Source organism: Sphingomonas turrisvirgatae (assembly GCF_001721295.1).
Classification (GTDB): Bacteria; Pseudomonadota; Alphaproteobacteria; order Sphingomonadales; family Sphingomonadaceae; genus Sphingomonas; species Sphingomonas turrisvirgatae.
In genome coordinates this window covers 240,133-263,101 of the sequence record NZ_MDDS01000013.1, presented here as the reverse complement: position 1 = coordinate 263,101, position 22,969 = coordinate 240,133, and the positions used below count along the sequence as shown (strand labels likewise).

General features: G+C 68.0%; 23 protein-coding genes. 12 read left to right on the top strand and 11 right to left on the bottom strand.

What is annotated here, in order from left to right; translation table 11 throughout:
• Nucleotides 1-19: 19 nt before the first annotated feature.
• On the top strand, nucleotides 20-1,099 hold the full coding sequence (locus BFL28_RS06580; RefSeq protein ID WP_079246972.1) for a LacI family DNA-binding transcriptional regulator: 1,080 nt from the start codon (nucleotides 20-22) through the stop codon (nucleotides 1,097-1,099).
• On the opposite strand, the gene BFL28_RS06575 is transcribed toward BFL28_RS06580, so the two are convergent.
• From BFL28_RS06575 to BFL28_RS06560, 4 genes are all read right to left on the bottom strand, one after another.
• Entirely contained in the window at nucleotides 1,096-2,373 is a 1,278-nt protein-coding gene (locus BFL28_RS06575) for a glycerate kinase type-2 family protein (RefSeq protein ID WP_069319785.1), read from the bottom strand. The two genes, BFL28_RS06580 and BFL28_RS06575, sit on opposite strands and share 4 nt — an antisense overlap.
• 84 nt (nucleotides 2,374-2,457) lie before the next feature.
• Nucleotides 2,458-2,730 carry a hypothetical protein gene (locus BFL28_RS06570; protein WP_069319784.1) on the bottom strand — a complete coding sequence of 91 codons (273 nt, stop codon included), beginning with the start codon at nucleotides 2,728-2,730 and terminating at the stop codon, nucleotides 2,458-2,460.
• A 2-nt stretch (nucleotides 2,731-2,732) separates the two neighbouring features.
• Entirely contained in the window at nucleotides 2,733-4,325 is a 1,593-nt protein-coding gene (locus BFL28_RS06565) for a PepSY-associated TM helix domain-containing protein (protein WP_069319783.1), read from the bottom strand.
• The gene (locus BFL28_RS06560) at nucleotides 4,322-4,645 is read right to left on the bottom strand and encodes a hypothetical protein (RefSeq protein WP_069319782.1); all 324 of its coding nucleotides are present in this window, start codon (nucleotides 4,643-4,645) and stop codon (nucleotides 4,322-4,324) included. Before BFL28_RS06560 ends, BFL28_RS06565 begins: the two co-directional genes overlap by 4 nt.
• A 102-nt stretch (nucleotides 4,646-4,747) precedes the next feature.
• On the opposite strand from BFL28_RS06560, the gene BFL28_RS06555 reads away from it, so the two are divergent.
• The 5 genes from BFL28_RS06555 (at nucleotide 4,748) to BFL28_RS06535 (ending at nucleotide 11,842) form a co-directional block, all read left to right on the top strand.
• A complete protein-coding gene (locus BFL28_RS06555) occupies nucleotides 4,748-6,853 on the top strand; it encodes a TonB-dependent siderophore receptor (protein ID WP_069319781.1) in 2,106 nt (701 codons plus the stop codon).
• Between the two features lie 177 nt (nucleotides 6,854-7,030).
• Nucleotides 7,031-8,512: an efflux transporter outer membrane subunit gene (locus tag BFL28_RS06550; protein ID WP_079246971.1), complete on the top strand. Its 1,482-nt coding sequence runs from the start codon at nucleotides 7,031-7,033 to the stop codon at nucleotides 8,510-8,512.
• Entirely contained in the window at nucleotides 8,512-9,912 is a 1,401-nt protein-coding gene (locus tag BFL28_RS06545) for an efflux RND transporter periplasmic adaptor subunit (RefSeq protein ID WP_069319780.1), read from the top strand. The genes BFL28_RS06550 and BFL28_RS06545 overlap by 1 nt, the downstream gene beginning before the upstream one ends.
• Nucleotides 9,909-10,634 (top strand): ABC transporter ATP-binding protein, encoded by a 726-nt coding sequence (locus BFL28_RS06540; protein WP_069319779.1) that lies wholly within the window; start codon nucleotides 9,909-9,911, stop codon nucleotides 10,632-10,634. The genes BFL28_RS06545 and BFL28_RS06540 overlap by 4 nt, the downstream gene beginning before the upstream one ends.
• A complete protein-coding gene (locus BFL28_RS06535) occupies nucleotides 10,634-11,842 on the top strand; it encodes an ABC transporter permease (protein ID WP_069319778.1) in 1,209 nt (402 codons plus the stop codon). The genes BFL28_RS06540 and BFL28_RS06535 overlap by 1 nt, the downstream gene beginning before the upstream one ends.
• Before the next feature lie 59 nt (nucleotides 11,843-11,901).
• On the opposite strand, the gene BFL28_RS06530 is transcribed toward BFL28_RS06535, so the two are convergent.
• Nucleotides 11,902-12,297 (bottom strand): glycine zipper 2TM domain-containing protein, encoded by a 396-nt coding sequence (locus BFL28_RS06530; protein WP_069319777.1) that lies wholly within the window; start codon nucleotides 12,295-12,297, stop codon nucleotides 11,902-11,904.
• A gap of 371 nt (nucleotides 12,298-12,668) precedes the next feature.
• On the opposite strand from BFL28_RS06530, the gene BFL28_RS06525 reads away from it, so the two are divergent.
• A complete protein-coding gene (locus BFL28_RS06525; protein WP_069319776.1) occupies nucleotides 12,669-13,646 on the top strand; it encodes an esterase-like activity of phytase family protein in 978 nt (325 codons plus the stop codon).
• A 65-nt stretch (nucleotides 13,647-13,711) separates the two neighbouring features.
• Here BFL28_RS06525 and rpmB read toward each other — a convergent pair whose 3' ends face one another.
• On the bottom strand, nucleotides 13,712-14,002 hold the full coding sequence (gene rpmB, locus BFL28_RS06520; protein WP_069319775.1) for a 50S ribosomal protein L28: 291 nt from the start codon (nucleotides 14,000-14,002) through the stop codon (nucleotides 13,712-13,714).
• Nucleotides 14,003-14,158: 156 nt separating this feature from the next.
• Here rpmB and BFL28_RS06515 point away from each other — a divergent pair, with 156 nt between their 5' ends.
• Both BFL28_RS06515 and BFL28_RS06510 read left to right on the top strand, forming a co-directional pair.
• Nucleotides 14,159-14,434 carry a hypothetical protein gene (locus BFL28_RS06515; RefSeq protein ID WP_069319774.1) on the top strand — a complete coding sequence of 92 codons (276 nt, stop codon included), beginning with the start codon at nucleotides 14,159-14,161 and terminating at the stop codon, nucleotides 14,432-14,434.
• 51 nt (nucleotides 14,435-14,485) lie between these two features.
• Nucleotides 14,486-14,935, top strand: a complete 450-nt coding sequence (locus BFL28_RS06510; RefSeq protein ID WP_069319773.1) for a nucleoside deaminase — start codon at nucleotides 14,486-14,488, stop codon at nucleotides 14,933-14,935.
• A 13-nt stretch (nucleotides 14,936-14,948) separates the two neighbouring features.
• Here the strand turns inward: BFL28_RS06510 and BFL28_RS06505 are convergent, their stop codons facing one another.
• Complete coding sequence (locus BFL28_RS06505) at nucleotides 14,949-15,626, bottom strand: YiaD family glycine zipper/OmpA-like lipoprotein (protein ID WP_069319772.1); 678 nt, start codon at nucleotides 15,624-15,626, stop codon at nucleotides 14,949-14,951.
• Nucleotides 15,627-15,756: 130 nt separating this feature from the next.
• Here BFL28_RS06505 and BFL28_RS06500 point away from each other — a divergent pair, with 130 nt between their 5' ends.
• A complete protein-coding gene (locus tag BFL28_RS06500) occupies nucleotides 15,757-17,064 on the top strand; it encodes a hemolysin family protein (protein WP_069319771.1) in 1,308 nt (435 codons plus the stop codon).
• Between the two features lie 89 nt (nucleotides 17,065-17,153).
• Here the strand turns inward: BFL28_RS06500 and acs are convergent, their stop codons facing one another.
• The 3 genes from acs to BFL28_RS06485 all read right to left on the bottom strand — a co-directional run bounded on the left by acs (nucleotide 17,154) and on the right by BFL28_RS06485 (nucleotide 20,686).
• Nucleotides 17,154-19,091, bottom strand: a complete 1,938-nt coding sequence (gene acs / locus BFL28_RS06495; RefSeq protein WP_069319770.1) for an acetate--CoA ligase — start codon at nucleotides 19,089-19,091, stop codon at nucleotides 17,154-17,156.
• A 75-nt stretch (nucleotides 19,092-19,166) separates the two neighbouring features.
• Nucleotides 19,167-19,763, bottom strand: coding sequence for a nucleotidyltransferase family protein (locus BFL28_RS06490; protein ID WP_069319769.1), 597 nt, complete (start codon nucleotides 19,761-19,763; stop codon nucleotides 19,167-19,169).
• A gap of 2 nt (nucleotides 19,764-19,765) precedes the next feature.
• Complete coding sequence (locus BFL28_RS06485) at nucleotides 19,766-20,686, bottom strand: XdhC family protein (protein WP_069319842.1); 921 nt, start codon at nucleotides 20,684-20,686, stop codon at nucleotides 19,766-19,768.
• A 58-nt stretch (nucleotides 20,687-20,744) separates the two neighbouring features.
• On the opposite strand from BFL28_RS06485, the gene BFL28_RS06480 reads away from it, so the two are divergent.
• Nucleotides 20,745-21,800, top strand: coding sequence for a glycerophosphodiester phosphodiesterase (locus BFL28_RS06480; protein ID WP_069319768.1), 1,056 nt, complete (start codon nucleotides 20,745-20,747; stop codon nucleotides 21,798-21,800).
• 19 nt (nucleotides 21,801-21,819) lie between these two features.
• On the top strand, nucleotides 21,820-22,101 hold the full coding sequence (locus tag BFL28_RS06475; RefSeq protein WP_069319767.1) for a hypothetical protein: 282 nt from the start codon (nucleotides 21,820-21,822) through the stop codon (nucleotides 22,099-22,101).
• 96 nt (nucleotides 22,102-22,197) lie between these two features.
• On the opposite strand, the gene BFL28_RS06470 is transcribed toward BFL28_RS06475, so the two are convergent.
• Entirely contained in the window at nucleotides 22,198-22,908 is a 711-nt protein-coding gene (locus BFL28_RS06470) for an esterase/lipase family protein (RefSeq protein WP_241527236.1), read from the bottom strand.
• Nucleotides 22,909-22,969: the final 61 nt, after the last annotated feature.

The window sequence follows — 22,969 nt, the reverse complement described above, 5'->3', positions numbered from 1 at the left end:
TTGCGCTATCGCAAGCGCAATGACCGGCCATGCCAGCGATCCTGCGTCACGCCGCAAGCGTTCGATGGGCGCGCCGACGATCGCAGATGTCGCGCGGCTCGCCGGCGTGTCGGCCATGACCGTCTCGCGCGTCATCAACGCCGAAGCCAATGTGCGGGAATCGAAGCGGGAGGCGGTACAGGCGGCGATCGCGGCGCTGAATTATGCGCCCAACCGCGCCGCGCGCACGCTGGCCGGCATCGCGCCGCTGCGCATCGGCCTGCTTTACAGCAACCCTAGCGCCGGGTTCCTCAGCGAATTCCTGCTCGGCAGCCTGGCTGGCGATGGCAGCGCCGATCTGCACATCGCGGTCGAAAAGTGCGAAGCGGACGAAGCTGAGGTCGACGTCGCGCAGCGGCTGATCGCGGCCGGCGTGGACGGCGTCGTGCTGCCGCCGCCGCTGTGCGAATCCGACACGCTGCTCGCCTTCCTCGCCCAAAACGGGATTCCCGCCGTCGCGGTAGCGAGCGGCCGGCAACCGGCGACCGCCATGTCGGTGCGGATCGATGATCGCGCGGCGGCGATGACGATGATGCGCCACTTGCTGGCGCTGGGCCATCGCCGCATCGGCTTCGTCACCGGCGACCCTGCGCTGTCGGCCAGCGCGCTGCGGCTCGACGGGTATCGCGCCGCGCTGGACGAGGCGGGGCTGGCGGCCGACGAAACGCTCGTGGCGTCTGGGCTGTTCACCTACCGCTCCGGCCTCGCCGCGGCCGAGCGGCTGCTTGAGCTCGACGATCGCCCAACCGCGATCTTCTGCTCGAACGACGACATGGCCGCTGCGGCGGTGGCCGTGGCGCATCGCTACCGGATCGACGTGCCGGGCGACCTCACCGTATGTGGGTTCGACGATACGTCGCTCGCGACGGCGATCTGGCCGGAGCTCACCACCATCCGTCAGCCGATCGCCGACATGGCGCAGCGCGCGGTTGAGATGCTGGTGCACAGCCTGCGCCGAGGGCGCAGTGGCGACGCCGGCCAGCCACACCGCCGGCTCGATTACGCGTTGATCCGCCGCCAGTCCGACGCCGTGCCGCGCCGTCGCCCGACGCAGGACTAGGCCGCGCTCCCCGCGACCAGGATCGCGCGAAAATCGTTGACGTTGGTGCGGGTCGGGCCGGTGACGATCAGATCGCCCAGCGCCTCGAACAGCGTGCCGCTGTCATGATCGTCCAGGCTCCGGCGTGGATCGATCGCCATTGCATGGGCCCGCGCCAGCGTGTCGGGCGTGACGATCGCGCCGGCGCCGCCGCCGCTCGCGCCATCCTCGCCATCGGTGTCGGCAGCGATACACCATACGCCCGGCCTGCCATCCATCGCCAGCGCAAGGGCGAGCGCGAATTCGGTGTTACGCCCACCGCGCCCGCCGCGCGCGCCGGTCAGCGTAACCGTGGTCTCTCCGCCGGACAGCAGCACGCGCGGTCCGCCGCTGCGCCCTTCGCCGATCGCGCGCGCCATGCCGCCGGCAAGCTCGCGGCTTTCGCCTTCCAGGTCGTCGCCCAGCATCTCCACCGCGACCCCGGCGGCCCGGGCGACGGCGGCTGCCGCCTCCAGGCTGCGCTGCGGCGTCGCGATTATCCGCACGTCGGCGACCGGCTGCACCGAAGACGAGACGACCGGCGCAACCAGCAGCGCGTGGACCGCTTCGCTCACCTGTGGTTTTAGCTGTGCCGCCAGGTCGGACAGGTCGCGGGCGGCATCGGGGTCGGGCAGCGTCGGTCCCGACGCGATCGCCGCTGCGTCGTCGCCGGGAATGTCGCTGATCGTCAGGGTCACGACGCGCGCGGACCCGGCCGCAGCGGCAAGCTTCCCGCCCTTGATCCCCGACAGCCGCCGGCGCACCGCGTTCATCGTGCGAATGTCCAGCCCCGAGGCGAGCAGCGCGCGGTTGACCGCCTGCTTCTCGGCCAGCGTGATCCCGACGGCGGGCAGCGCCATTACCGACGATCCGCCCCCCGAGATCAGCGCCAGCACGAGATCGTCGGCGCCAAGGCCCGCGACCAGGCCCAGCATCTCGCGCGCTGCCGCTTCGCTATTGGCGTCGGGAACTGGATGCGCCGCCTCGCGCACCGCGATGCGCGATGTGGCGCAGCCATGGCCATAGGGGACGACGACCGCGCCGCTCAGTTGCACATCGGGCCATGCGCGCTCGACCGCCAGCGCCATCGTCGCCGATGCCTTGCCAGCGCCCACAACGACGCAACGCCCCTTGGGCTTGTCGGGCAGGTGATCGGCCAGCACGGTCAGCGGGTCCGCAGCCCCGACCGCGGCATCGAACATGGCCCGCAGCAAGGTGCGCGCGGCGCGATCGTCCCACAGTGGCGCGATATCCATCTCGTTCGTCCCGGTCGATAAAGGCCTGCGGCTTAGCCGCTGCCCGCCGCGTCTGCCCAGCATCTTTCGGTCCGGCGAATGCGCTTACTGCACCGGCCTTGCGCGATGCGCCGAAACCGCCGCCGCAGCCCAGCCAATCAGGGCGCACCCGCCCAGCCACATCATCAGCGCCGCTGCATCGCCCAGCAGCGCGCAGCCGATCCCCGGCGCGCACGCCGCGGCGGCAAGCAGCCGGCGCGTGGCGGTGGGGGTTCCCTCCGTCACGCCGACAGCGCGCCGACGCTTGGGATCGCCGATGCACAGCAGGGCGAGCGGGATTGCAGAGAGCATCAAGGCGACCAGCGCGAGCGCGATCATGCTCATGTCCGGGCGGCTTGCAGCGCCGGCGCGGCAAGCGGTTCGGCGCTACGCGCCGTCAGCCAGCTCTGGCGCACCAGCCACAGGCCCGCGATGGCGAAGGCAAGGTCAAGCGCGGCGATGACCGGTTGACCGGCCGCTACCGTCTCGCCCCAGCCAGGCCCACCGGCGACGAACAGGCGCAGCAGTGGCAAAGCCAGCATGGTCACGCCCGTCGCGCCCTTGAGCAGCTTCGTCAGCGCCGCGTTGCTCGGCGCCAGCGCGCCGGCCAGGATTGCCAGCGCCGACGCGATCAGGAACGCGGCGGTCGTCCAGTACACCGCGGTACCGAGCGGCATCGTGACCAGAAAGGCAGCCGCGGCGACCGCCAGGCCCAGCGGCAGGCCAAAGCCCACCACGCTCAGCGTCCGCTCGAGCCAGGCAAGCGAGCGTGCCTCGCCTCGCCGCTTCACCACCCACAGCCGCATGCCGGTATAGGTGACATAGCACATGGCAAAGCCCAGCCCGAACCAGATCGCCTTGGACAACATGCCCGCGAAATTGCCGAAATGCAGCGGCCCCATGATGCCGACCAGCGTGCCGCCGGTGGACGGCTGCGCGCCGACCACCGCCTTCTCGCGCACGAACTGCGCGCTTGCGCCGCTATAGAGCAGCGCGACCGGTTCGACATCGCCGGCCTTCGGGTCGTGATAGCTGGTGACGACCGAATCCGCGCGGCCGAACTTCTCGATCGCGATGAAGGTCGGCACGCCGCCGGCGCGGGCGATCGCATCGCCGGTGATGCGGTCGATGTTGCCGACCGGGACGGGGCGGGGGTCGGGCGTGCCCGGCGTGCCGTACACGGCTTCGCTCAAAGCCTCCACGTCGCCGCCGAACGCCGCCATCGCGACGACCGGCACGCCGATCGTGCCATAGAAGGAGAAGAAGCTGCCAGTGAACGCCAGCACGAAGGCAAAGGGCAGGCTCCACGTGCCCGCCACGCTATGCTTGTCGCGATTGACCAGCACCGAACTGGCGCGGCGACGCAGCGTGAAGATGTCCTTGAACAGATGGCGGTGGATCAGCACGCCCGAAATCGCCGCAACCAGCATGGCAAGGCCGAGGATCCCGGTCAGCAGCAGGCCCCAGGGATTGGGCACATGCAGCCGCACATGCGTGTCGACCAGGAAGGTCGCGAGCGCATCGTCGTTGCGCGGGCCGAACAGGTCGTCGATCGTGCCCTTGGTCGTGTTCAGCACGCGTCCGTCATGGTCCAGTTGATAGAAATAGCCTGCCTCGGTCGGCACGCCCTCGGCACCGGTTTCGTGACGGTGAAAGAACACGCCAAGGCCGTGATCGCCCGTCTCCCACAGGTTCACGTCGTCGTGATAGGCCGCGGGCGTCTGCGCCGCGAGCCGCCGGATCGTCGCGTCGACCGGCTTTTCGAACACCGATCGGGTGGCGACATGCCCGGCCGACCAGGCACCGATCTCGTGCGCGAAGACGGCGGCTGTGCCGGTCAGGACCACGGCATACAGCAGCAGGCCGAGCAGGATGCCGGACCAGCCGTGCACCGCGACCATCGCCTTGGTCTCGTCCTTCTTCAGATGGATCATTTCGCTGCCTCCACCGCCGGCGTCGCCGTCAACCGCGATGCGACCAGCGCGCCATGCACCACGAACAGCGCGCCTGCGACCAGCGCGACGCGCGCCAGATTGCGGTCGAGGCACGCATGAAAGAACAGCGCCGCCCAGATCAGCGGCGCCAGCACCAGCGGAACGGCAAGGTTGTCGATCCCCGCCGCGCCGCCCGGCAGCCACAGCGGCATCCCCGCCAGCAGCGCCAGCGTCACCACGATCGCGCCGGGCCCGGCAAGCAGGACGCGCGCCCAGCGGCGGGTGCGAGGCAGCGCAGCGGCTTGGATGGCTTCAGGCATAAAAACCCCGCCCGAGCAAGGCAAGCAGAAATGCTATTGATAATTGCTCGCAAAAAGTTAGGAGGCGCTGCGACTGAGACTGAAGAACGCAAAAGGGTGGGTATGAGCAAGTTGATCGTTGCCGCAGGAATCGCCGGCGTGCTGCTGAGCCAGGCGGCACGCGCCGAGGAACCGGCGCCAATAGCCGGGCAGGAAGACGAAATCGTCGTCACCGGCGCGAACGCGGGCACCAAGACCGAAACGCCGCTGATCGAACTGCCCCAGCCGCTGACGATCATTTCGGCCGACACCTATCTGTCGCAGGGCGCGATCAACATCAGCGACACGGTCAAATACGCCGCCGGCGTGCTCGCCAATCCCTATGGCCGCGATACGCGCGTCGACGGGTTCAACGTGCGTGGCATCAACGCGCTTCAGTTCCGCGACGGCATGCGCGACATCTTCTCCTATTATGCCAGCATCACCTCGGACCCGTATAACTTCTCGCGGGTCGAGATCGTGCGCGGCCCGGCCTCGGTCCTGTTCGGCCAGGGTTCGATCGGTGGCCTCGTGAACCTCGTCTCCAAGACGCCCGATTTCGAGACGCGCGGCGAACTGAACCTCGTCTATGGCAGCTATGACCGCAAGGAAGCGCTGGGCGACGTCAATCTCGCGCTCACCGGTAACCTCGCGATCCGTGCTGTCGCCCGCGTGCGCGACGCCGACACCTATGTCGATCATGTGCCCGACGACCGCGTGATGTTCGCGCCGTCGATCCGCTGGCAGCCGACGCCCGCCACCGACGTGATCCTGACCGGCCTGTATCAGGAGGACGACACCGGCTCGACCTCGCAATTCCTGCCGATCGCCGGCACCTTCCGCCCCAATCCCGTGGACCCGGCGCTTCAGCTCGACCCCTATACCTTCGTCGGCAAGGCGGGATGGGACCGCTATGACGGCCGCTCGCTGCAGGGCGGCGGATCGATCGTCCATCGCTTTTCGGACAAGGTGCGGTTGAGCCTCAAGGCGCGCTACATCGACAGCGATCTTCAATATTTCACGCACTATGCCGACAGCTACACCGATCCGGTCAATCCGTTCGCGGTCTACGGCACCAACGGGCGCACCATCGGGCTGTATTCGGATGCAAGCGACGCGCGGATGAACGTCTTCTCGACCGACAACAATGTCGAGTTCAAGTTCAACACCGGCGCCAATATCGAACACACGCTGCTCGTCGGTCTGGACTATAGCTGGAACAAGGTCGGCAAGCGCTACGCCGCGCCCGGCCTCGAAGTGGTCGATCTCTACGACATCGATTACGCTGCGCTGGCGACGCCCCAACCGGCCGGTCCGTTCGCCTATGATTCGCAAAAGCAGCTCGGCGTCTATGTCCAGGATCAGGTCCGCCTGTTCGACCGGGTCTCGATCATCGTCGGCGCACGCCGCGACCATGTGACGAACTCGTCGGGGCAGGAGGACAACGCCACCACCTTCCGCGCGGGCATCATCGGCGAGGTCGGCGCCGGCTTCTCGCCCTTCTTCAGCTATACCGAGAGCTTCCTGCCGATCGCCGGTCGGCTGACGGGCCCGGGCGGCGTGCCGACCACGCCGTTCATTCCGCAGACCGGCACGCAGTACGAGGCCGGCGTCAAGTGGCAGCCCAGCCCGGCAACGCTGGTCACGCTCACCGGCTTCCACATCAAGGAACGCAACCGCGTCCTCTACCTCGCCAACAATGTCACGACCCAGTGGGGCGAGCTCACGACCAGGGGCGTCGAGTTCGAGGCGAGCCACACGCTGCCCGGCGAGTTCGAGCTGCTGCTCAACTACGGCTACAGCGAACTTGAGTCCGAGGTGAATACCAGCCTCGACTATATGCCGCGCCACACCGCCTCGGCCTGGTCGACCAAGACGTTCGGCAATGTCGGCGGCGCTCAGCTTCGGCTCGGCGCGGGCGTGGTCTATAGCGGCGAAAGCAAGTCGACCGGCCCGCTCGATCCCTATGGCCGCAACCCGACGATTGCACCGGGCACGCTCTACACCATCGTCACGCCCGCGCGCACCACGATCGATGCGCTGGCCGAACTCACCTGGGACAAGTGGCGCTTCGCGATCAATGCGACGAACCTGCTGAATGAACAGGCCTTCGCCTCGTGCCTCGCGCGCGGCGACTGCTTCATGGCTGCCCCGCGCAACGTCATGGCGAGCGTCGGCTTCCGCTTCTGATTCCCTGTCCCCGATGCCAGGTCGAAACCCCAGCCTCCACCCATGAGGCTGGGGTTTTTCCGTATGGGCTCATGCTCCATGCAACTCACCCGTTTCGTGTGCGTTTCGACCCGGCGCGACAATTTGCGACATTGTTTCGATGGACGCCGCGCGGGCGACTGGCCCATTCGAAGGGGGATGATGAACCGTCCGATTGCAATCCTGGCGCTCATCGCCGTGCCGCTCGCCGGCTGCACAGTCGGGCCCGAATATCGGCCGAACAGCGCGGCCCAGCTTGGCGTGCCACAGACCTATTCGGTCGCCGCGCAACAAACCGCGCAGGCGGATCTGCAGCGCTGGTGGACGACCTTCGACGATCCCTTGCTCGCTCGCCTGGTCGAACAGGCCGCGAGCCAGAATCTCGACGTGGCGCTGGCCGTCACGCGGCTTCGCCAGGCGCGTGAAGCACTGGTCCAGCAGCGCGCATCCCTCTTTCCCTCGATCAGCGCGGGCGGCAGCGCATCGCGCAGCGAGCCGCTCCGCGGGCAGAGCACGCAGGTCACCTTGCCCGACGGCACCGTCACCAGCTTCTCGCAGGGCGGCAACACCAGCTTCTCGTTGGGCGGCGACGTCAACTATCAGGCCGATCTGTTCGGCGGGATCCGGCGCGGCGTGCAGGCCGGGCGTGCCGAGCTCGAGGCGTCGGGCTATGACTATGCCGCCGTGCTCGTCTCGGTTCAGGGCGAGATCGCACGCAACTATATCCTCGCCCGCGCCGCGCAGGCGCAACTCGTCAATGCGCGTGAGAGCCTGGCGATACAGGACGACAATCTCGAAATCGCCGGCTTCCGCGTCCAGGCCGGGCTCGTCTCCTCGCTCGACCAGGAACAGGCCCGTGCCAGCCGGGCGCAGACCGCCGCATCGATCCCGTCGATCGAGGCGAATTACAACAGCGCGGTTTCGCGCCTCGCCGTGCTCACCGGCCAGGCGCCCGGCGCGCTGAAGGGCGAGATGGCGGCCACCCGACCGATCCCGCAGGGGCCGGCCAGCGTTGCGGTCGGCATCCCCGCCGATACGCTGCGCCAGCGGCCCGATATCCGCAGCGCGGAGCGCGGCCTCGCCGCCGCCGTCGCGCGGATCGGGGTGGCGGAGGCGCAGCTTTATCCGCAGCTGTCGCTGGGCGGCAGCATCGATGGCGGCGCGTCGAACCTCGGCAGCGTCTTCGACGTCATCACCGGGCGCCTGTTCGCCAGCATCGCGCAGACGATCTTCGACGCCGGCCGCACCCGGTCGCAGGTGCGCGCGTCGCAGGCGGCGGCGGACGGCGCCTTCCTTGCCTACAAACAGACCGTGCTGATCGCGCTCGAAGAGGTCGAGAACGCCGTCGTTGCGCTCCAGGCGGCGCAGGCGCGCGAGCGTGAGTTCGCCATCGCGCTCGATGCGGCGCGAAACAGCGCGATCCTCTCGCGCAGTTCATACCGCGCCGGGCTCGCCGATTTCCTGACCTTGAGCCAGGCCGAAGCCTCGCTGATCTCGGCCCGCAACGGGCTGGTCCAGGCGCGCGCGGATCGATCGTCCGCGCTGATCCAGCTCTACCTCGCGCTCGGCGGCGGCTGGGACGCGACCCGCGTGCCCGCGCCCGCCGACCTGCCCACCACACCCGCCATGGAAGCGAACTGATGGCCGAACCCACCACGCCCAATGTCGACGAATTCCTCGGCGGCAAGGTCACGCCGGTCTGGAAACGCTATGCCAAGTGGATTGCGGTGGCGCTGCTGGTCCTCGTCCTGATCCTCACGGCCTGGAAGTTCCTCGGCAGCAGCGAACAGGCCGGTTATGCGACTCGGCCGGTGGAGCGGGGCGCGCTCACCGTCTCCGTCTCGGCGACGGGCAAGCTCGCACCGACCAATCAGGTACAGGTCGGCTCGGAACTCTCAGGCAAGATCACGCGCGTGCTGGTCGATGTGAATGACCGCGTCACCGCCGGTCAGCCGCTCGCGCTGATCGACCCCGAGATTCTCGATGACCAGATCGCACAGGGCCAGGCCGGCGTCGCCGCCGCGCAGGCGACGGTTGCCCAGAATCAGGCGACGCTCACTGAAGCGCGCGCGCAGCTGTCGCGGTTCGAGGAGGTGAGCCGGCTGTCGGGAGGCCGCGTGCCGGCGAAGACCGAACTCGACAATGCCCGTGCCGCCGTCGCCCGGGCAGTCGCCACCGTCCGGGCCAGCCAGGCACAGGTCACCGCGCAGCAGGCGCAGCTGCGCTCCAACGTCACTCAGCGCAACCGCGCTATCATCCGCTCGCCCGTCAACGGCGTGGTGCTCTCGCGCCAGGTCGATCCGGGCCAGACGGTCGCCGCCTCGTTCAACACGCCGACGCTGTTCGTGATCGCCGAGGATCTGACCGCGATGGAGCTTCAAGTCGCGATCGACGAAGCTGATGTCGGGCAGGTGAAGGATGGGCAGAAGGCGAATTTCACCGTCGACGCCTTCCCCGGCCGGACCTTCCCCGCGGTGATCCAGCGCGTGGATGTCGGCTCCAACCTGTCGGCGCAGAGCAGCGCGTCGTCCACGGCCACCAGCGCGACCGGCACCACCGGGCAGGTCGTGTCCTATGGCGCGATCCTGTCTGTCGCCAATCCCGACCAGCAGCTTCGGCCGGGCATGACCGCCACGGCCGAGATCGTGACGCTGGAAAAGAAGAACGTCCTGCTCGTCCCCAATGCCGCGCTGCGCTTCACCCCCAGCGCCGGCGACAGCCAGCAAAAGGCCGGCGGCGTCACCGGCGCGCTCGTCCCGCGGGGCGGAAGGCGGCGTGGCGGCGCGGAAAAGGCCGCGGCGCTTGGCCGCGGCGCCCGCCAGACCGTCTATGTGAAGGGGGAGGACGGCCAGCCGCGCGGAATCGAGGTGACCACCGGCGACACCAACGGGCAGGTGACCGAAATCCTCTCGGGCGAGCTTAAGGCGGGGATGGAGGTCATCACCGGGCAATATGCCGGCGAGCAATCCGGCGGCGGCCAGCGCAAGGGCGGCGGGCAGCGCAAGGGCGGCGGTGGCGGCGGCGGCAGGCAGGGCGGCTGATGGCCGAACCGATCATCCGCCTGCGGGGCGTTACCAAGACCTATGGCGAAGGCCCGACGGCGTTTCAGGCGCTGAAGGGCGTCGATCTCGACATCACCGGCGGCGATTTCGTCGCGGTGATGGGCCCCTCCGGCTCGGGCAAGTCGACCACGATGAACATCCTGGGCTGTCTCGACATGCCGAGCGGCGGCGAGTTCGTGTTCAAGGGTGTGCATATCGAAACGCTGAGTCGCGACCAGCGCGCGCTGCTGCGCCGCAAATATCTCGGCTTCGTGTTCCAGGGGTTCAATCTCTTGAGCCGCACCAGCGCGCTCGAAAATGTCGAGCTGCCCCTGCTTTATCGCGGCGAGGACAAGAAGACGCGGCGCGACATGGGCATGGCCGCGCTGGAAAAGGTCGGCCTCGACAGATGGTGGGACCACACTCCCGCCGAATTGTCCGGCGGCCAGCAGCAGCGCGTCGCCATCGCCCGCGCGATCGTCACCAACCCCGACGTGCTGCTCGCTGACGAGCCGACCGGCAACCTCGACAGCGAACGCTCGGTCGAGATCATGAAGCTGTTGACGCGGCTCAACCAGGAAAGCGGCATCACCGTGCTGATGGTCACGCACGAACCCGACATGGCGGCCTTCGCGCACACCATCGTCCACTTCAAGGACGGGCTGGTCGAACGGATCGAGGCGGGGCAGGGCGCGGGCCAAAGCGAAAAAGCGCCGGCCTGATGCTCGGCACCACCTTCACGCTCGCGATCCGTTCGATCCTGCGGCACAAGCTGCGCTCGTTTCTGACCACGCTCGGCATCATCATCGGCGTCGCCGCCGTCGTCGCGATGGTCACGCTGGGCAAGGCGACGACCGCGGCGGTGCAGCAACAGATCGCCAGCCTCGGCACCAATATCCTTCAGGTCCGCCCCGGTCAGGGCTTCGGCCGCGGCGGCGGCGGGCCGCGTCCGCCCGATTTCGACGAAGCCGATGTCGAGGCGGTGCGCGAACAGGTCGCCGGGGTCACCGCCGTCGCCCCGCAGGCACAATCCACCGCGACCGCGATCCATGAAGGCGCCAACTGGTCGACCACGATCAACGGCACCACCGGCGCCTTCTTCACCGTCCAGCCCTGGCCGCTCACCGCCGGCCGCATCTTCTCCCCGGCTGAAGAGGCGGCGGGGAAGGCCGTCTGCATCATCGGCGCGACGGTGCAGCAGAACCTGTTTCGCGGCGGCAATGCGGTCGGTCAGCGGTTCCGCATTGGCGGCGTCTCGTGCGACGTGATCGGCGTGCTGTCGCGGCGCGGTCAGGCGGGCTTCGGCGGCGATCAGGACGATACCGTCATCATGCCGATCAAGGCAGTGCAGCGTCGCTTCACCGGCAATCGCGACATTCGCCTGATGCTGGTCGGCGTCGACGCTGCCTATGACAGCGCGCAGGTCCAAGCCTCCTTGTCCGACCTGCTGCGCGAACGGCGGCGGATCGATGCGGGGGCGGAGGACAATTTCAACATCTTCGACACTGCCCAGATCAGCGCGGCGCTGACCGGCAGCACGCAGTTGCTGACCAGCATCGTCGCCGCCGTCGCGGGCATCAGCCTGATCGTCGGCGGCATCGGCATCATGAACATCATGCTCGTGTCGGTGACCGAGCGAACGCGCGAGATCGGCATCCGCCTCGCCATCGGCGCGATCGCCAGCGAAGTGCTCATGCAGTTCCTGGTCGAGGCGATCGTGCTCTCGCTGCTGGGCGGTGCCATGGGCCTGTTGCTCGCGCAGCTGGCCATCGCGATCATCACGCCGCTCATGCAGGTGCCGTGGATGTTCGATCTTCAGATCAACATCATCGCCTTCGCCATCTCGGCCGTGATCGGCGTGGTGTTCGGCTTCTTCCCCGCACGCCGCGCCGCCAGCCTCAATCCGATCGACGCATTGCGGCACGAATAGCGTGACGCAAAAAGGCCGGCCCCGTCAGGGACCGGCCTTTCGCTGTTCAGTGGGTCGGATCAGCGACGGCGGGCGCAATAGCCCGGCTGGCCCGAACGGTCGATCTCACGGCCGGCCAGCGCGCCGACCGCGCCGCCGACGATGGCACCCATGGTGCGGTCGCCGCGCCCCGCCACGCCGTTGCCCAGCAGGCCGCCGGCGATCGCGCCGATGATCGTGCCCTGGCTCGAATCGCAGCGCTCGTCGCGGCCCCGATAGTTGTAGCGGCGATTGTCATAGCGGCGATTGTCATAGCGGCGGTCGCCACGGTTATACTGGCGATAGCCACGGTCGCCATTATAGCCGCGCCCGTCGCGATATTCGTACCGGCTCTGCGCCGCCGCCTGGCTGGCGGGAACGATGGCGGTGCCGGTCATCGCCAGCGCCGCGCCGATCAGGGAAAGCTTCTTGAACATCGGTCGTCTCCTTTTCCTGGCAATGCGGCGAACCGCCGTCATCACGTTGGACAATGGATTCGCACATTCGCCGCGAACCGATGCTGAATGTGCTGGTTATCCCCCGTTCAGCTGCGTTCACGTCGCACGTCGCACGTCGCACGGATGAACGGAGCCGGTGCACACGCTGCAAGGGGAAGGGGGCGCCCGCTCCCGATACGCAACGCGGGAAAGCGGGCAGGGCGCAGTGGCGCACCGGCTGTTCGATGCGAGGCGCAGGCGCGCGCTCGTCCTGCCCGCACATGCCGCGTCGTGGTTGACGCGTTCCTGAACATGGCTGTTATCCAACGTTCAGCTTTGCCCCGCTCAACTGCGCGTTAAAGCAGGCGCCGATGCGCATCTTCCTTTCCGTCCTGCTGCTGTTCGCCTTCCTGCCCAGCTATTCGGGCGAAGAGCGGCTGACGCTGTGGCCCAGCCACTTCGGCATCGAAGCGACACCCGTCGATCTCGATTGGCGCGATCCTTCGCGCAAGCAGCTGGGACAGCTCACCTATCTGGGCGGCGTGCAGTTGACGAGCGCGGTGTATGGCTTTGGCGGCTTCTCGGCGATGACCGTGGATGGCGACCGCTTCACGCTGCTCGGCGACGGCGGCAATTTCGTGCGCTTCCGCATGGGGGCCGACTGGCGCGTGTCGGACATGGTGAGCGGCGCGCTGGTCGATGGCCCAGGCCCCGGCTGGCGCAAGCTCGAGCGTGACAGCGAATCGCTGACCCGCGATCCCGCGACCGGCACGCTATGGGTCGGCTTTGAACGCGCCAACCAGATCTGGCGCTATGATCCCGACCTTCGCCACGGCCGGGGCGTGGCGCCGCGCGCAATGGCGAAATGGTCGCTCAATGGTGGGGCCGAATCGCTCGTACGCTTGCGCGACGGCAGCTTCATCGCCATTTCCGAGCACAAGGTTGCGGGGGCAAAGGGCACGCGCGAAGCAATCTGGTTCGCCGGCGATCCGCTCCGCGTCCCGGACCGCGGCTTCCGCTTCGCCTATCGCCCGCCGGCTCGTTTCCAGCCGACCGACGCGGCCGAGCTGCCCGATGGCCGCATTGCCATCCTCAACCGCCGCGCTTCGCTTCAGGCTGGCTTCACCGCGTCGTTGACCCTGATCGATCGCGCCGCGATTCGCCCCGGCGCGATCGTGACTGGACAAGAGGTCGCGCGCTTCGCCGCCCCGGTGCTGCACGACAATTTCGAGGCGCTGGCGGTGAGCCGGGAGGGGCGCGATACCATCCTGTGGATCGCCTCGGATGACAATGCGCTGTGGTTTCAGCGCTCGCTGCTGCTCAAGTTCAGGCTCGACGCACCACCCTAACGCCGAACGGCCCGCATCCCATAGGGAGCGGGCCGGTCGTCGAACGTCATCGCGTCAGCCGCGAATCAGGCTGCGACGACAGCCTTCTTCACGATCTCGCGCTTCAGGCGACGCGCGCGCAGCGACAGCTTGTCGTCGCCGGTCTTCAGCAGCCAGTTGTCGAGGCCGCCATTATGCTCGACCGAACGCAGGCCATGCGTCGACACGCGCAGACGGATCGAGCGCTCCAGCGCCTCCGACATCAGCGTCACATTCTGCAGGTTGGGCAGAAAAGTGCGCTTGGTCTTGTTGTTGGCGTGGGAAACGTTGTGACCCACCTGCCGGCCCTTGCCGGTCAGCTCGCAAATGCGCGACATCGCTTAAATCCTAAGGTTCATGCCTGTTCCGGAAGCCCCGGAAAGCGTGCGCAACTAACCGGACGGTGCCTTTTCGTCAACCTCGAACGCCGCCGATGCAACCTCGATCAGGATCGGCGCGTTATTTCGCAAACGAACCGATGGGGAGACGCACCGATGCGCGCAATCCTGGCCATTATCGGCCTTGCCGTGATTGTCATACTGGCCATGGCCTGGCTCGGCATGATCAATCTCAACCTGCGTTCCGGCGCCCTGCCCGAGGTGAAGGTCGAGGGCGGCAAGGCTCCGGCGGTGCAGGCCGATGTCGGCAAGGTCGACATGGGCTATACCAACAAGACGATCCAGGTGCCGACCGTGGTGATGGAGAACAAGACGATCCAGGTGCCGCGCGTCGAGGTCGAGAAGGCGCGTCAGCCCGTCGAGGCGAACTGACCTAGGGTCAGGACCCTAGCCTCGTCGCACCGGGCAGGGCATAGCGCGGCCATGTTCCCGCTGCCCGACCCGATGGCCCGTGCGCTTGCCGCTGCCCGCGATGCCGCGCGGGCCGGCGAAGTTCCCGTCGGCGCAGTGATCCTGCATGCGGGAAAGGTGATCGCCACCGCCGCCAACGCGCCGCGCGCGCTGTGCGACCCGACTGCGCATGCCGAAATGCTGGCAATCCGCGCCGCCGCCGCGACCCTCGGGAGCGACCGGCTCGACGATTGCGACTTGTGGGTGACGCTTGAACCCTGCGCGATGTGTGCCGGCGCCATCGCCCACGCCCGCATCACGCGCCTCTATTACGGCGCGAGCGATGCCAAGGGCGGAGCGGTCGAGCACGGGCCGCGCTTCTTCGCGCAGCCCACCTGCCACCACCGCCCGGAAATTTATTCCGGCATCGGCGAGGGCGAGGCGGGCGCGCTGCTCAGGGACTTCTTCGCCGCGCGGCGGTGACGGGTTCAGGCCGTTATCGCAGGTCGCTCTCGCGCACCGGCACGACCTTGATCTCGACTCGGCGGTTTTCGGCGCGGCCTTCGGGCGTATCGTTCGATGCGATCGGCTGGGTCAGCCCAAAGCCGCGCGTCGCCAGCCGCGCGCTCTCGACGCCCCGCGACGTCAGGTAATCGGCGACCGCCGCGGCGCGTCGTTCCGAAAGCGTCTGGTTATATTGCGCCGATCCGGTCGAATCGGTGTGGCCGTACACGTCGACAAAGGTCTGGTTGTAGCGGTCGAGCACATCGGCCACCTGGTCCAGCGTCGGGCGGAACTGCGGCTGGACGTTCGCGCTGTCGGTGGCAAAGGTGATGCCGGCGGGCATCTGCAGGATCAGGTCGTCGCCGCGCCGAATCACCTCGACATCGGTGCCCGCGGTCCGCTCGCGGATCTCGCGCTCCTGCCGGTCCATATACGCGCCGATGCCGGCCCCGGCGACCGCACCGATGCCCGCGCCGACGATCTTCTCGGTCCGGTCGCGCCGTCCGCCGACCAGGTCGCCCAGCAGATAGCCGCCTACCGCGCCGCCCAGCGCGCCAATGCCCGCCTTCGAAATGCGCTGCTCACCGGTCACCGGGTCGGTGACGCAGGCGCTGGTGAGGGTAAGGGCGGCAATCGCCGGAACCAGGGGCCATTTGGCGGATAAACGCATGATCTACTCCCATCTTGAACCTCGTGCGCCAACGGACCGGGCATCGCCCTTGTTCCGCCTGCGCACCGACCGCTCCATGCAAAGGCCGTTGTGAAACGAAGCTGAATGAGGCTAAGGGTCCCTCAGGCCAATGGACCCGCTTCCCCCTTTTCCCTGGATCGACGTCGCGATCATCCTCGCGCTCGTTGCCCTGAACGGCGTTTTCGCCATGTCCGAACTTGCCATCGTCTCGGCGCGCAAGGCGCGGCTCGAGGGGCTGGCGCGTGCCGGCAAGCGCGGCGCCCAGACCGCGATCGACCTCGCCGCCGATCCGGGCAAGTTCCTCTCGACCGTTCAGATCGGCATCACGCTGATCGGCATCATCGCCGGCGCCTATTCGGGCGCCAGCCTCGGCACGCCGACCGCGGCGCGGATCGAGCTGCTGGGGGTGGCGCGCGAAACCGCCCAGACCGCCGGCTTCGCGATCGTCATCGCGCTCACCACCTATGCCTCGCTGATCGTCGGCGAGCTGGTGCCCAAGCAGTTCGCGCTGCGCTCGCCAGAGCCGATCGCGGTGCTCGTCGCCGGCCCGATGAAGCTGCTGGCCAAGGTGACCGCGCCGCTGGTGTGGTTGCTCGACCAGAGCAGCTCCGCGATCTTCCGCCTGCTCGGCATGAACCGCGAATCCGAAAATCGCGTCACGGCCGAGGAATTGCACATGATCGTGGCCGAGGCGCAAAGCTCGGGCGTGATCGAGGAGCATGAACGCTCGATCATCTCGGGCGTCGTGCGCCTGGCCGACCGTCCGGTGCGAGAGGTTATGACGCCGCGCACCGATGTCGACTGGCTCGACGCCAATCTCGACGAAGCCGGCATCCGCGCCGCGCTCAGCCGGACGCCGCATACCCGCCTGCCTGTCGCCAACGGCTCGGTCGATCAGGTGATTGGCGTGGTCCAGGCGCGCGACGTGGTCGTCGCGCTCATCCGGGGCGAGGCGCTCGACCTGCGCGCGCTGGCGCATACCGCACCGGTGCTGCCCGATCAGGTCGACGCGATGGACGCGCTCGGCGCGCTTCGCCGCGCCGCGGTGCCGATGGGCTTCGTCCACGACGAATATGGGCATTTCGAAGGAATCGTGACCCCGGCCGACTTGCTTGCCGCGATCGCCGGTGAGTTCGCGTCCGACGCCGCTGGTGGCGAGCACCCGGCGATCACCGTGCGCGACGATGGCTCGCTGCTCGTCTCGGGTCAGCTCGGCGCCGACGCACTGGCCGAGCGGATCGGCATCGACCTGCCCGACGACCGCGATTTCGCCACTGTCGCCGGCCTGGCGCTAGCGGTTCTCAAACGCCTGCCGGAAGAAGGCGAAAGCTTCGTCGAACAAGGCTGGCGGTTCGAGATCGTGGACATGGACGGGCACAAGATCGACAAGCTGCTCGTCAGCGAAGCCGAAGCCTGATCTACTTATTCCCTCTCCCACCGGGAGAGGGAGGGAGCGCCAAAGGCGCGGAAGGGTGAGGGCGACCCATCACCCACCGCCCTACGCCGCTACCCCACCCGATTCGCGACCAGATCGTCCACCACCGCCGGATCGGCCAGCGTCGATGTATCGCCCAGCGACGACACATCGCCTTCCGCGATCTTGCGCAGGATGCGGCGCATGATCTTGCCCGACCGCGTCTTGGGCAGGCCCGGCGCGAATTGCACGGCGTCCGGCGTGGCGATCGGCCCGATTTCGCTGCGCACCCACTTCACCAGCTCGGCGCGGAGCGCGTCGTCCGCCGTAACGCCGGCGTTCAGCGTCACATAGGCATAGATGCCCTGTCCCTTCACCTCGTGCGGCATGCCGACCACGGCGGCTTCGGCGACCATGGGATGCAGGACGAGCGCGCTTTCGACCTCGGCCGTGCCCATGCGATGGCCCGACACGTTGATGACGTCATCGACGCGCCCGGTGATCCACCAGTAACCGTCTTCGTCGCGACGCGCGCCGTCGCCGGTGAAGTAATTGCCGGGATAGGTGGTGAAATAGGTCTGGAAGAAGCGCGCATGGTCGCCCCAGACCGTGCGCATCTGCCCCGGCCAGCTGCGCGTGATGATCAGGTTCCCCTCGGTCGCGCCGTGCAGGACAGTGCCCTTCTCGTCGACCAGCTGCGGATCGACGCCCGGCATCGGCTTGGTGGCCGAGCCTGGCTTCAGGTCGGTCGCGCCGGGCAGGGGGGCGATCATCGCCCCGCCGGTCTCGGTCTGCCACCAGGTGTCGATGATCGGGCAGCGCCCTTCGCCGACCACTTCGTGATACCAGCGCCATGCCTCCGGGTTGATCGGCTCGCCGACCGTGCCCAACAGCTTCAGCGACTTGCGCGATGTTCTGGCAACGAACGCGTCGCCATCCTTCATCAGGGCGCGCAGCGCGGTGGGCGCGGTGAAGACGGTATGGACGCGATGCCGGTCCACCACCTGCCAGATCCGGCTCGCATCGGGCCAGTTGGGCAGCCCCTCGTACATCAGCGTCGTCGCACCGTTCGCCAGCGGGCCATACAGGATATAGCTGTGCCCGGTGACCCAGCCGATATCGGCCGCGCACCACCACACGTCGCCCGGCCGATAGTCGAAGCACAGTTCGTGCGTCAGGCTCGCCCACAGCAGATAGCCGCCGCTGGAATGCAGCACGCCCTTGGGCTTGCCGGTGGACCCCGAGGTATAGAGGATGAACAGCGGATCTTCGGCATTCATCGCCTCGACCGGGCAGTCGGCAGCGACGCCTGCCGCAGCGTCGTGATACCACACGTCGCGCCCGTTCTGCATCGCGACCTCGCCGCCCGTCGCCTTGACGACGATCACGGTCTTGAGCGCCGGCGCGCGGTCGGCCGCGGCATCGACATTGGCCTTCAGCGGCACGCGCTTGCCGCCGCGGCGCCCTTCGTCGGCCGTCACGACCACGGCGCTGTCGCAATCGGTGATGCGTCCGGCCAGCGCCTCGGGCGAAAAGCCGCCGAACACCACTGAATGGATCGCGCCGATCCGCGCGCAGGCGAGCACCGCGAACGCCGCCTCCGGGATCATCGGCAGATAGATCGTCACGCGGTCGCCGCGCTTCACGCCCTGGCTTTTCAGCACATTGGCAAAGCGGCAGACCTCGGCGTGCAGCTCGCGATAGGTGAAGCGGCGCGCGTCCTCGCTGGGGTCGTCCGGCTCCCAGATGATCGCAACCTGATCGCCCCGGCCGGCGAGGTGTCGGTCGATGCAGTTCGCCGCGACGTTCAGCTTGCCGTCGGCGAACCATTCGATGTGAAAGTCGGCCTCGTCGAACGACCAGTCGCCCGCGATCTCGGGCCGCTTGATCCAGTCGATCCGCTTGGCCTGTTCCAACCAGAAACTGCCCGGATCGGCGAGCGAGCGACCATAGAGCTTCTCATACCCTGCCGCGTCATAGCGTGCCGAACGCGCCCATTCGGCCGGGACTGGATAAAGCTCGTCGGGCATGGTGTCTCCTCTCGCACCTTGCTCTTACCCCCCGGCGCGTCCGGCGCAAGAGCCACAAAGTTGAATATCGTATGTCTATGTTGAATCTGGAACGCCCGGCCGCCATGCGATCAGCGCCGCCAGCTCCTCGGGCGTGTCCACGTCGGCCAGCTCGGCGGGAGAGGTCACGATGTGGTGGCCGCGCCGCACCAGCTCGCGCGCGCCCATGTCGCCCTTGCTGGCCAGCAACGTCGCGAAATAGTCGCGCCCGAACAGCGCCGGGGGGCGCGGATCGACGCCGTCGCTCGACGCGATGATGGTGTCCGCCCCCTCGGCCCGGTCGAGCAGGCGATAGATGTGCGTCGCGGTGACCTTGGGCATGTCGGCCAGCGCGATCAGCACCGCGTCGACGTCCATGGCCGCCACCGCTTCCATGCCCAGCCGCAGCGACCGGCCCATGCCCGCCGCCGGATCGTCATTGTGCACGATCGTATAGCCGCACGACGGCAGGTCGAGCGCCGTGCCGTCGGTCACCGCGACTCGCGCGGCGAACGGCACCGCCTCCAGCGCGACAACGACATGCAGGCCCAGCGGGCGGCCAAGATACGGCGCCATCAGCTTGTCCTGCGCGCCGAAGCGGTGCGAATGCCCCGCCGCCAGCAACAGCAACGCAACGCGCTCGGGTTCAATCATCGTCAGCCTCGATCATGCAGCGCCCTTACCATGCCGGCCGCGATCGACAGCGCGATCTCAGCCGGCCCGACCGCCCCGATATCGATCCCCGCCGGACCTTCGACTCGATTGATCTGCGCGGGTGACAGTCCCGCCGCCGCCAGCCGTTCGCGACGCGCGGCGTGGCTGCGCCGTGACCCCAGCGCCGCGACATAGCCAGCGCCGGCCTTCAGCGCCTCGACCAGCGCGGGGTCGTCGATCTTCGGATCGTGGCTCAGCGTGACCACCGCCGTCGCGCCGTCGGGGCGGAATGCCGCCACCGCCTCGTCCGGCCAGCGGTCGTCCAGCGTCGTGCCGGGAAAGCGCTCGGCGGTCAGGAAACGCCCGCGCGGGTCGATCACCACCGTGGTCACCCCCATTTCGCGCGCTAGGCCTGCCAGCACCTGCGCGATCTGCACCGCGCCGACGATCAGCAGCCGGCGTGGCGGCTCGTAACGGTTGACGAACGTCTCGCCCGCGCCAGCCGCCAGCGTGCTCGCGCCGGTCGCCAGATCGGTGAAAACCTCCATCGCCCGGCCCTCGTCGCGCGCCGTCGCGATCGCATCGAAAAGCGCCGGGTCGAACCCGCCTACGACCACCGGCTGAACCATCACCTCGATCTCGCCGCCGCACGGCAGGCCGACTTCCCACGCCGCCGCGTCCGCCACGCCATACCGCCGCCGCGCAAAGCCCGCGCCGGCGATCACCTCGGCGGCCACTGCCATGATGTCCGCCTCGACGCAGCCGCCCGACACCGACCCTTCGAACCGGCCGTCCTCGTGGATCAGCAGGTGCGATCCCCGAGGGCGCGGGGCCGATCCCCAGGTCGAGGTGACGGTCGCCAGCGCCATGCGGCTACCGCACCATTCGCGCGCCGCCGCGATCACGCTCGAATTGTCGGCCAAGCCTGCCTCATTCCTGTCATGCGATTCGCCTAGCCCGCTCATCGAAGGAGATAGGGACATGTCGCGCCTGTGGCGAGCCGCGCTCGCGCTGTTTATCGTCGCCGCCCCAGCTGCCGCCAAGGATCCTGCCATGCCTGCCGCCAAGCCCATCCTCATCGCGCATCGCGGCGCCAGCGGCGAGCGCCCCGAACACACGCTCGCCGCTTATCAACTCGCGATCGAACATGGCGCGGACTTCATCGAGCCCGATCTGGTAATGACTCGGGACGGCCGCTTCGTCGCGCGGCACGAGAACGAGATATCCGAGACGACCGACATCGCCGCGCATCCCGAATTTCGCGACCGCAAGACGACGAAAACGATCGACGGGCGCAAGGTCAGCGGCTGGTTTACCGAGGATTTCACCCTTGCCGAGTTGAAGACGCTGCGCGCGCGCGAGCGCCTGCCGCTGCTCCGCTCGGGCAACAAGGCTTATGACGGCCAGTTCGATATTCCGACGCTGGGTGAGATCATCGCGCTGGCCAAGGCGGCGAGCGAGCGGACCGGGCGCACCATCGGCATCTATCCCGAAACCAAGCACCCCAGCTATCTCGCATCGATCGGCCTGCCGATGGAGGCGCTGCTGGTCGCCGAGCTGAAAGCCGCCGGCTGGGACAGCGCCGACGCGCCGGTGTTCATCCAGTCGTTCGAGGTCGACAATCTGAAGGCATTGCAGCGGCTGACCAACGTCCGCCTGATCCAGCTGCTCGACGCGCAAGGCGGACCGGCCGATGGCGCGCAACCCAGCTATGCCGCGATGCTCACGCCTGATGGGCTGAAGGCGGTGGCCGCCTATGCCACCGGGATCGGCCCGCACAAGTCGCTGGTGGTGACGAATGACGGCACGGTAACCCCGCTGGTTGCCGATGCGCACGCCGCCGGCCTGCAGGTCCATCCCTGGACGTTCCGCGCCGAAAACTTCTTCCTGCCCGCTGGCTTGCGAAAGGGGATCAATCCGGCCGGCCACGGGCGGCTGGCGGACGAGATTTCGCGCCACATCGCCGCCGGCGTGGATGGCTTTTTCACCGATTTCCCGTACATCGGCGCGCAAGCACGCGACCAGTATAAGCGCTGATCGTCAGGGAGTGAGCGCCATGCGCAAGTCGTTGATTCTGATTGCCATGCTGCCGATCGTGGCGGGCGGCTGCGTCGCCAAGACCGCGTTCGACATCGTCACCCTGCCGGTCAAGGCGGCGGGGCAGGCGGCCGACTGGGCGACCACCAGCCAGGATGAAGCCGACCGCAATGCCGGGCGCAAGCTGCGCAAGCAGGAAGCGCGCGAGGGCCGGGAGCGAAAGGCTCATGCGCAAGCCTGCAAAAAGAACCCGGACGATTGCGGACCCTATACCGGCTACCGCGCCGGCGACCCGGACTGATCGCAGCTATCGCTCGTCATCCGGCGAAAGCCGGGATCTCAGGCGAGAGCGCAGCCCAGGAGTCGCACGATACCCGCGGCTTTCATCGAGTGATCCTCAACCCCCCAGCGTTTCCGCCACCGCGCGCAGCACCTCCGGCGACATCTGCGCCAGCAAATGCCCGTTGCTCACCTCGATCGACCGCGCGCTATCGCACTCGGCTTCGCGGCAGCACTCGCCATTGACCAGCCCGTCGCTGCGACTCCAGATCGCGGTCGCCGGCACCGGCAGCGGCTCGGACGCTTCCTCCAGCAGCGCGCGGACCGCCGGATCGTCGGCGCGCTGTCCCGATGCCAGCTCGAACACGCGCCAGACATTGGTCGCACGCGGCAGGCCGGCAAAGGGCGAGCAGACGGTCACCACTTCGCGCACCAGGTCGGGCGCGCGATGCGCCGCCCACCGCGCCATGATTCCGCCCAGGCTCACGCCGACCAGCGTCACCTTCTCGCCCGTCTCGTCATGGATCGCGGCGATCCGCTCGATCAGCCGCTCGCCCTCCGCGCCGATCGCGCGCAGCCCGAAATTGCGGCCCAGACCCCAGGGATAAGCCCGATAGCCGAGCGCGTTGAGGTAGCGGCGCAGCACCAGGTTGGAATTGTCGCCATTGACGAGGCCCGGCAGCGCCAGCACCGGCCGCCCGTCGCCGCGCGGCGCGGTCAGCAGCGCGCGCCAGGCAAAGGGCAGCTGGCCGAGCTGCACCGCCGCGCGTGGCCATTCGCTGATCATCGCGGCCCGGGGCGGGGCCTTGGCTTGCAGGTTCAGCGCCATCGTTCCTCCTTTTGCCGAGATGGGGGGAAAATCGCGAGCTTCCAGCGCGCAAGAAAAAGTA

Bases quoted from the DNA above. Each gene is read 5' to 3' on its own strand.
- BFL28_RS06580 (WP_079246972.1), top strand. From the start codon at position 20: ATGACCGGCCATGCCAGCGATCCTGCGTCACGCCGCAAGCGTTCGATG.
- BFL28_RS06575 (WP_069319785.1), bottom strand. From the start codon at position 2,373: ATGGATATCGCGCCACTGTGGGACGATCGCGCCGCGCGCACCTTGCTG.
- BFL28_RS06570 (WP_069319784.1), bottom strand. From the start codon at position 2,730: ATGATCGCGCTCGCGCTGGTCGCCTTGATGCTCTCTGCAATCCCGCTC.
- BFL28_RS06565 (WP_069319783.1), bottom strand. From the start codon at position 4,325: ATGATCCATCTGAAGAAGGACGAGACCAAGGCGATGGTCGCGGTGCAC.
- BFL28_RS06560 (WP_069319782.1), bottom strand. From the start codon at position 4,645: ATGCCTGAAGCCATCCAAGCCGCTGCGCTGCCTCGCACCCGCCGCTGG.
- BFL28_RS06555 (WP_069319781.1), top strand. From the start codon at position 4,748: ATGAGCAAGTTGATCGTTGCCGCAGGAATCGCCGGCGTGCTGCTGAGC.
- BFL28_RS06550 (WP_079246971.1), top strand. From the start codon at position 7,031: ATGATGAACCGTCCGATTGCAATCCTGGCGCTCATCGCCGTGCCGCTC.
- BFL28_RS06545 (WP_069319780.1), top strand. From the start codon at position 8,512: ATGGCCGAACCCACCACGCCCAATGTCGACGAATTCCTCGGCGGCAAG.
- BFL28_RS06535 (WP_069319778.1), top strand. From the start codon at position 10,634: ATGCTCGGCACCACCTTCACGCTCGCGATCCGTTCGATCCTGCGGCAC.
- BFL28_RS06530 (WP_069319777.1), bottom strand. From the start codon at position 12,297: ATGTTCAAGAAGCTTTCCCTGATCGGCGCGGCGCTGGCGATGACCGGC.
- BFL28_RS06525 (WP_069319776.1), top strand. From the start codon at position 12,669: ATGCGCATCTTCCTTTCCGTCCTGCTGCTGTTCGCCTTCCTGCCCAGC.
- rpmB (WP_069319775.1), bottom strand. From the start codon at position 14,002: ATGTCGCGCATTTGCGAGCTGACCGGCAAGGGCCGGCAGGTGGGTCAC.
- BFL28_RS06515 (WP_069319774.1), top strand. From the start codon at position 14,159: ATGCGCGCAATCCTGGCCATTATCGGCCTTGCCGTGATTGTCATACTG.
- BFL28_RS06510 (WP_069319773.1), top strand. From the start codon at position 14,486: ATGTTCCCGCTGCCCGACCCGATGGCCCGTGCGCTTGCCGCTGCCCGC.
- BFL28_RS06505 (WP_069319772.1), bottom strand. From the start codon at position 15,626: ATGCGTTTATCCGCCAAATGGCCCCTGGTTCCGGCGATTGCCGCCCTT.
- BFL28_RS06500 (WP_069319771.1), top strand. From the start codon at position 15,757: ATGGACCCGCTTCCCCCTTTTCCCTGGATCGACGTCGCGATCATCCTC.
- acs (WP_069319770.1), bottom strand. From the start codon at position 19,091: ATGCCCGACGAGCTTTATCCAGTCCCGGCCGAATGGGCGCGTTCGGCA.
- BFL28_RS06490 (WP_069319769.1), bottom strand. From the start codon at position 19,763: ATGATTGAACCCGAGCGCGTTGCGTTGCTGTTGCTGGCGGCGGGGCAT.
- BFL28_RS06480 (WP_069319768.1), top strand. From the start codon at position 20,745: ATGTCGCGCCTGTGGCGAGCCGCGCTCGCGCTGTTTATCGTCGCCGCC.
- BFL28_RS06475 (WP_069319767.1), top strand. From the start codon at position 21,820: ATGCGCAAGTCGTTGATTCTGATTGCCATGCTGCCGATCGTGGCGGGC.
- BFL28_RS06470 (WP_241527236.1), bottom strand. From the start codon at position 22,908: ATGGCGCTGAACCTGCAAGCCAAGGCCCCGCCCCGGGCCGCGATGATC.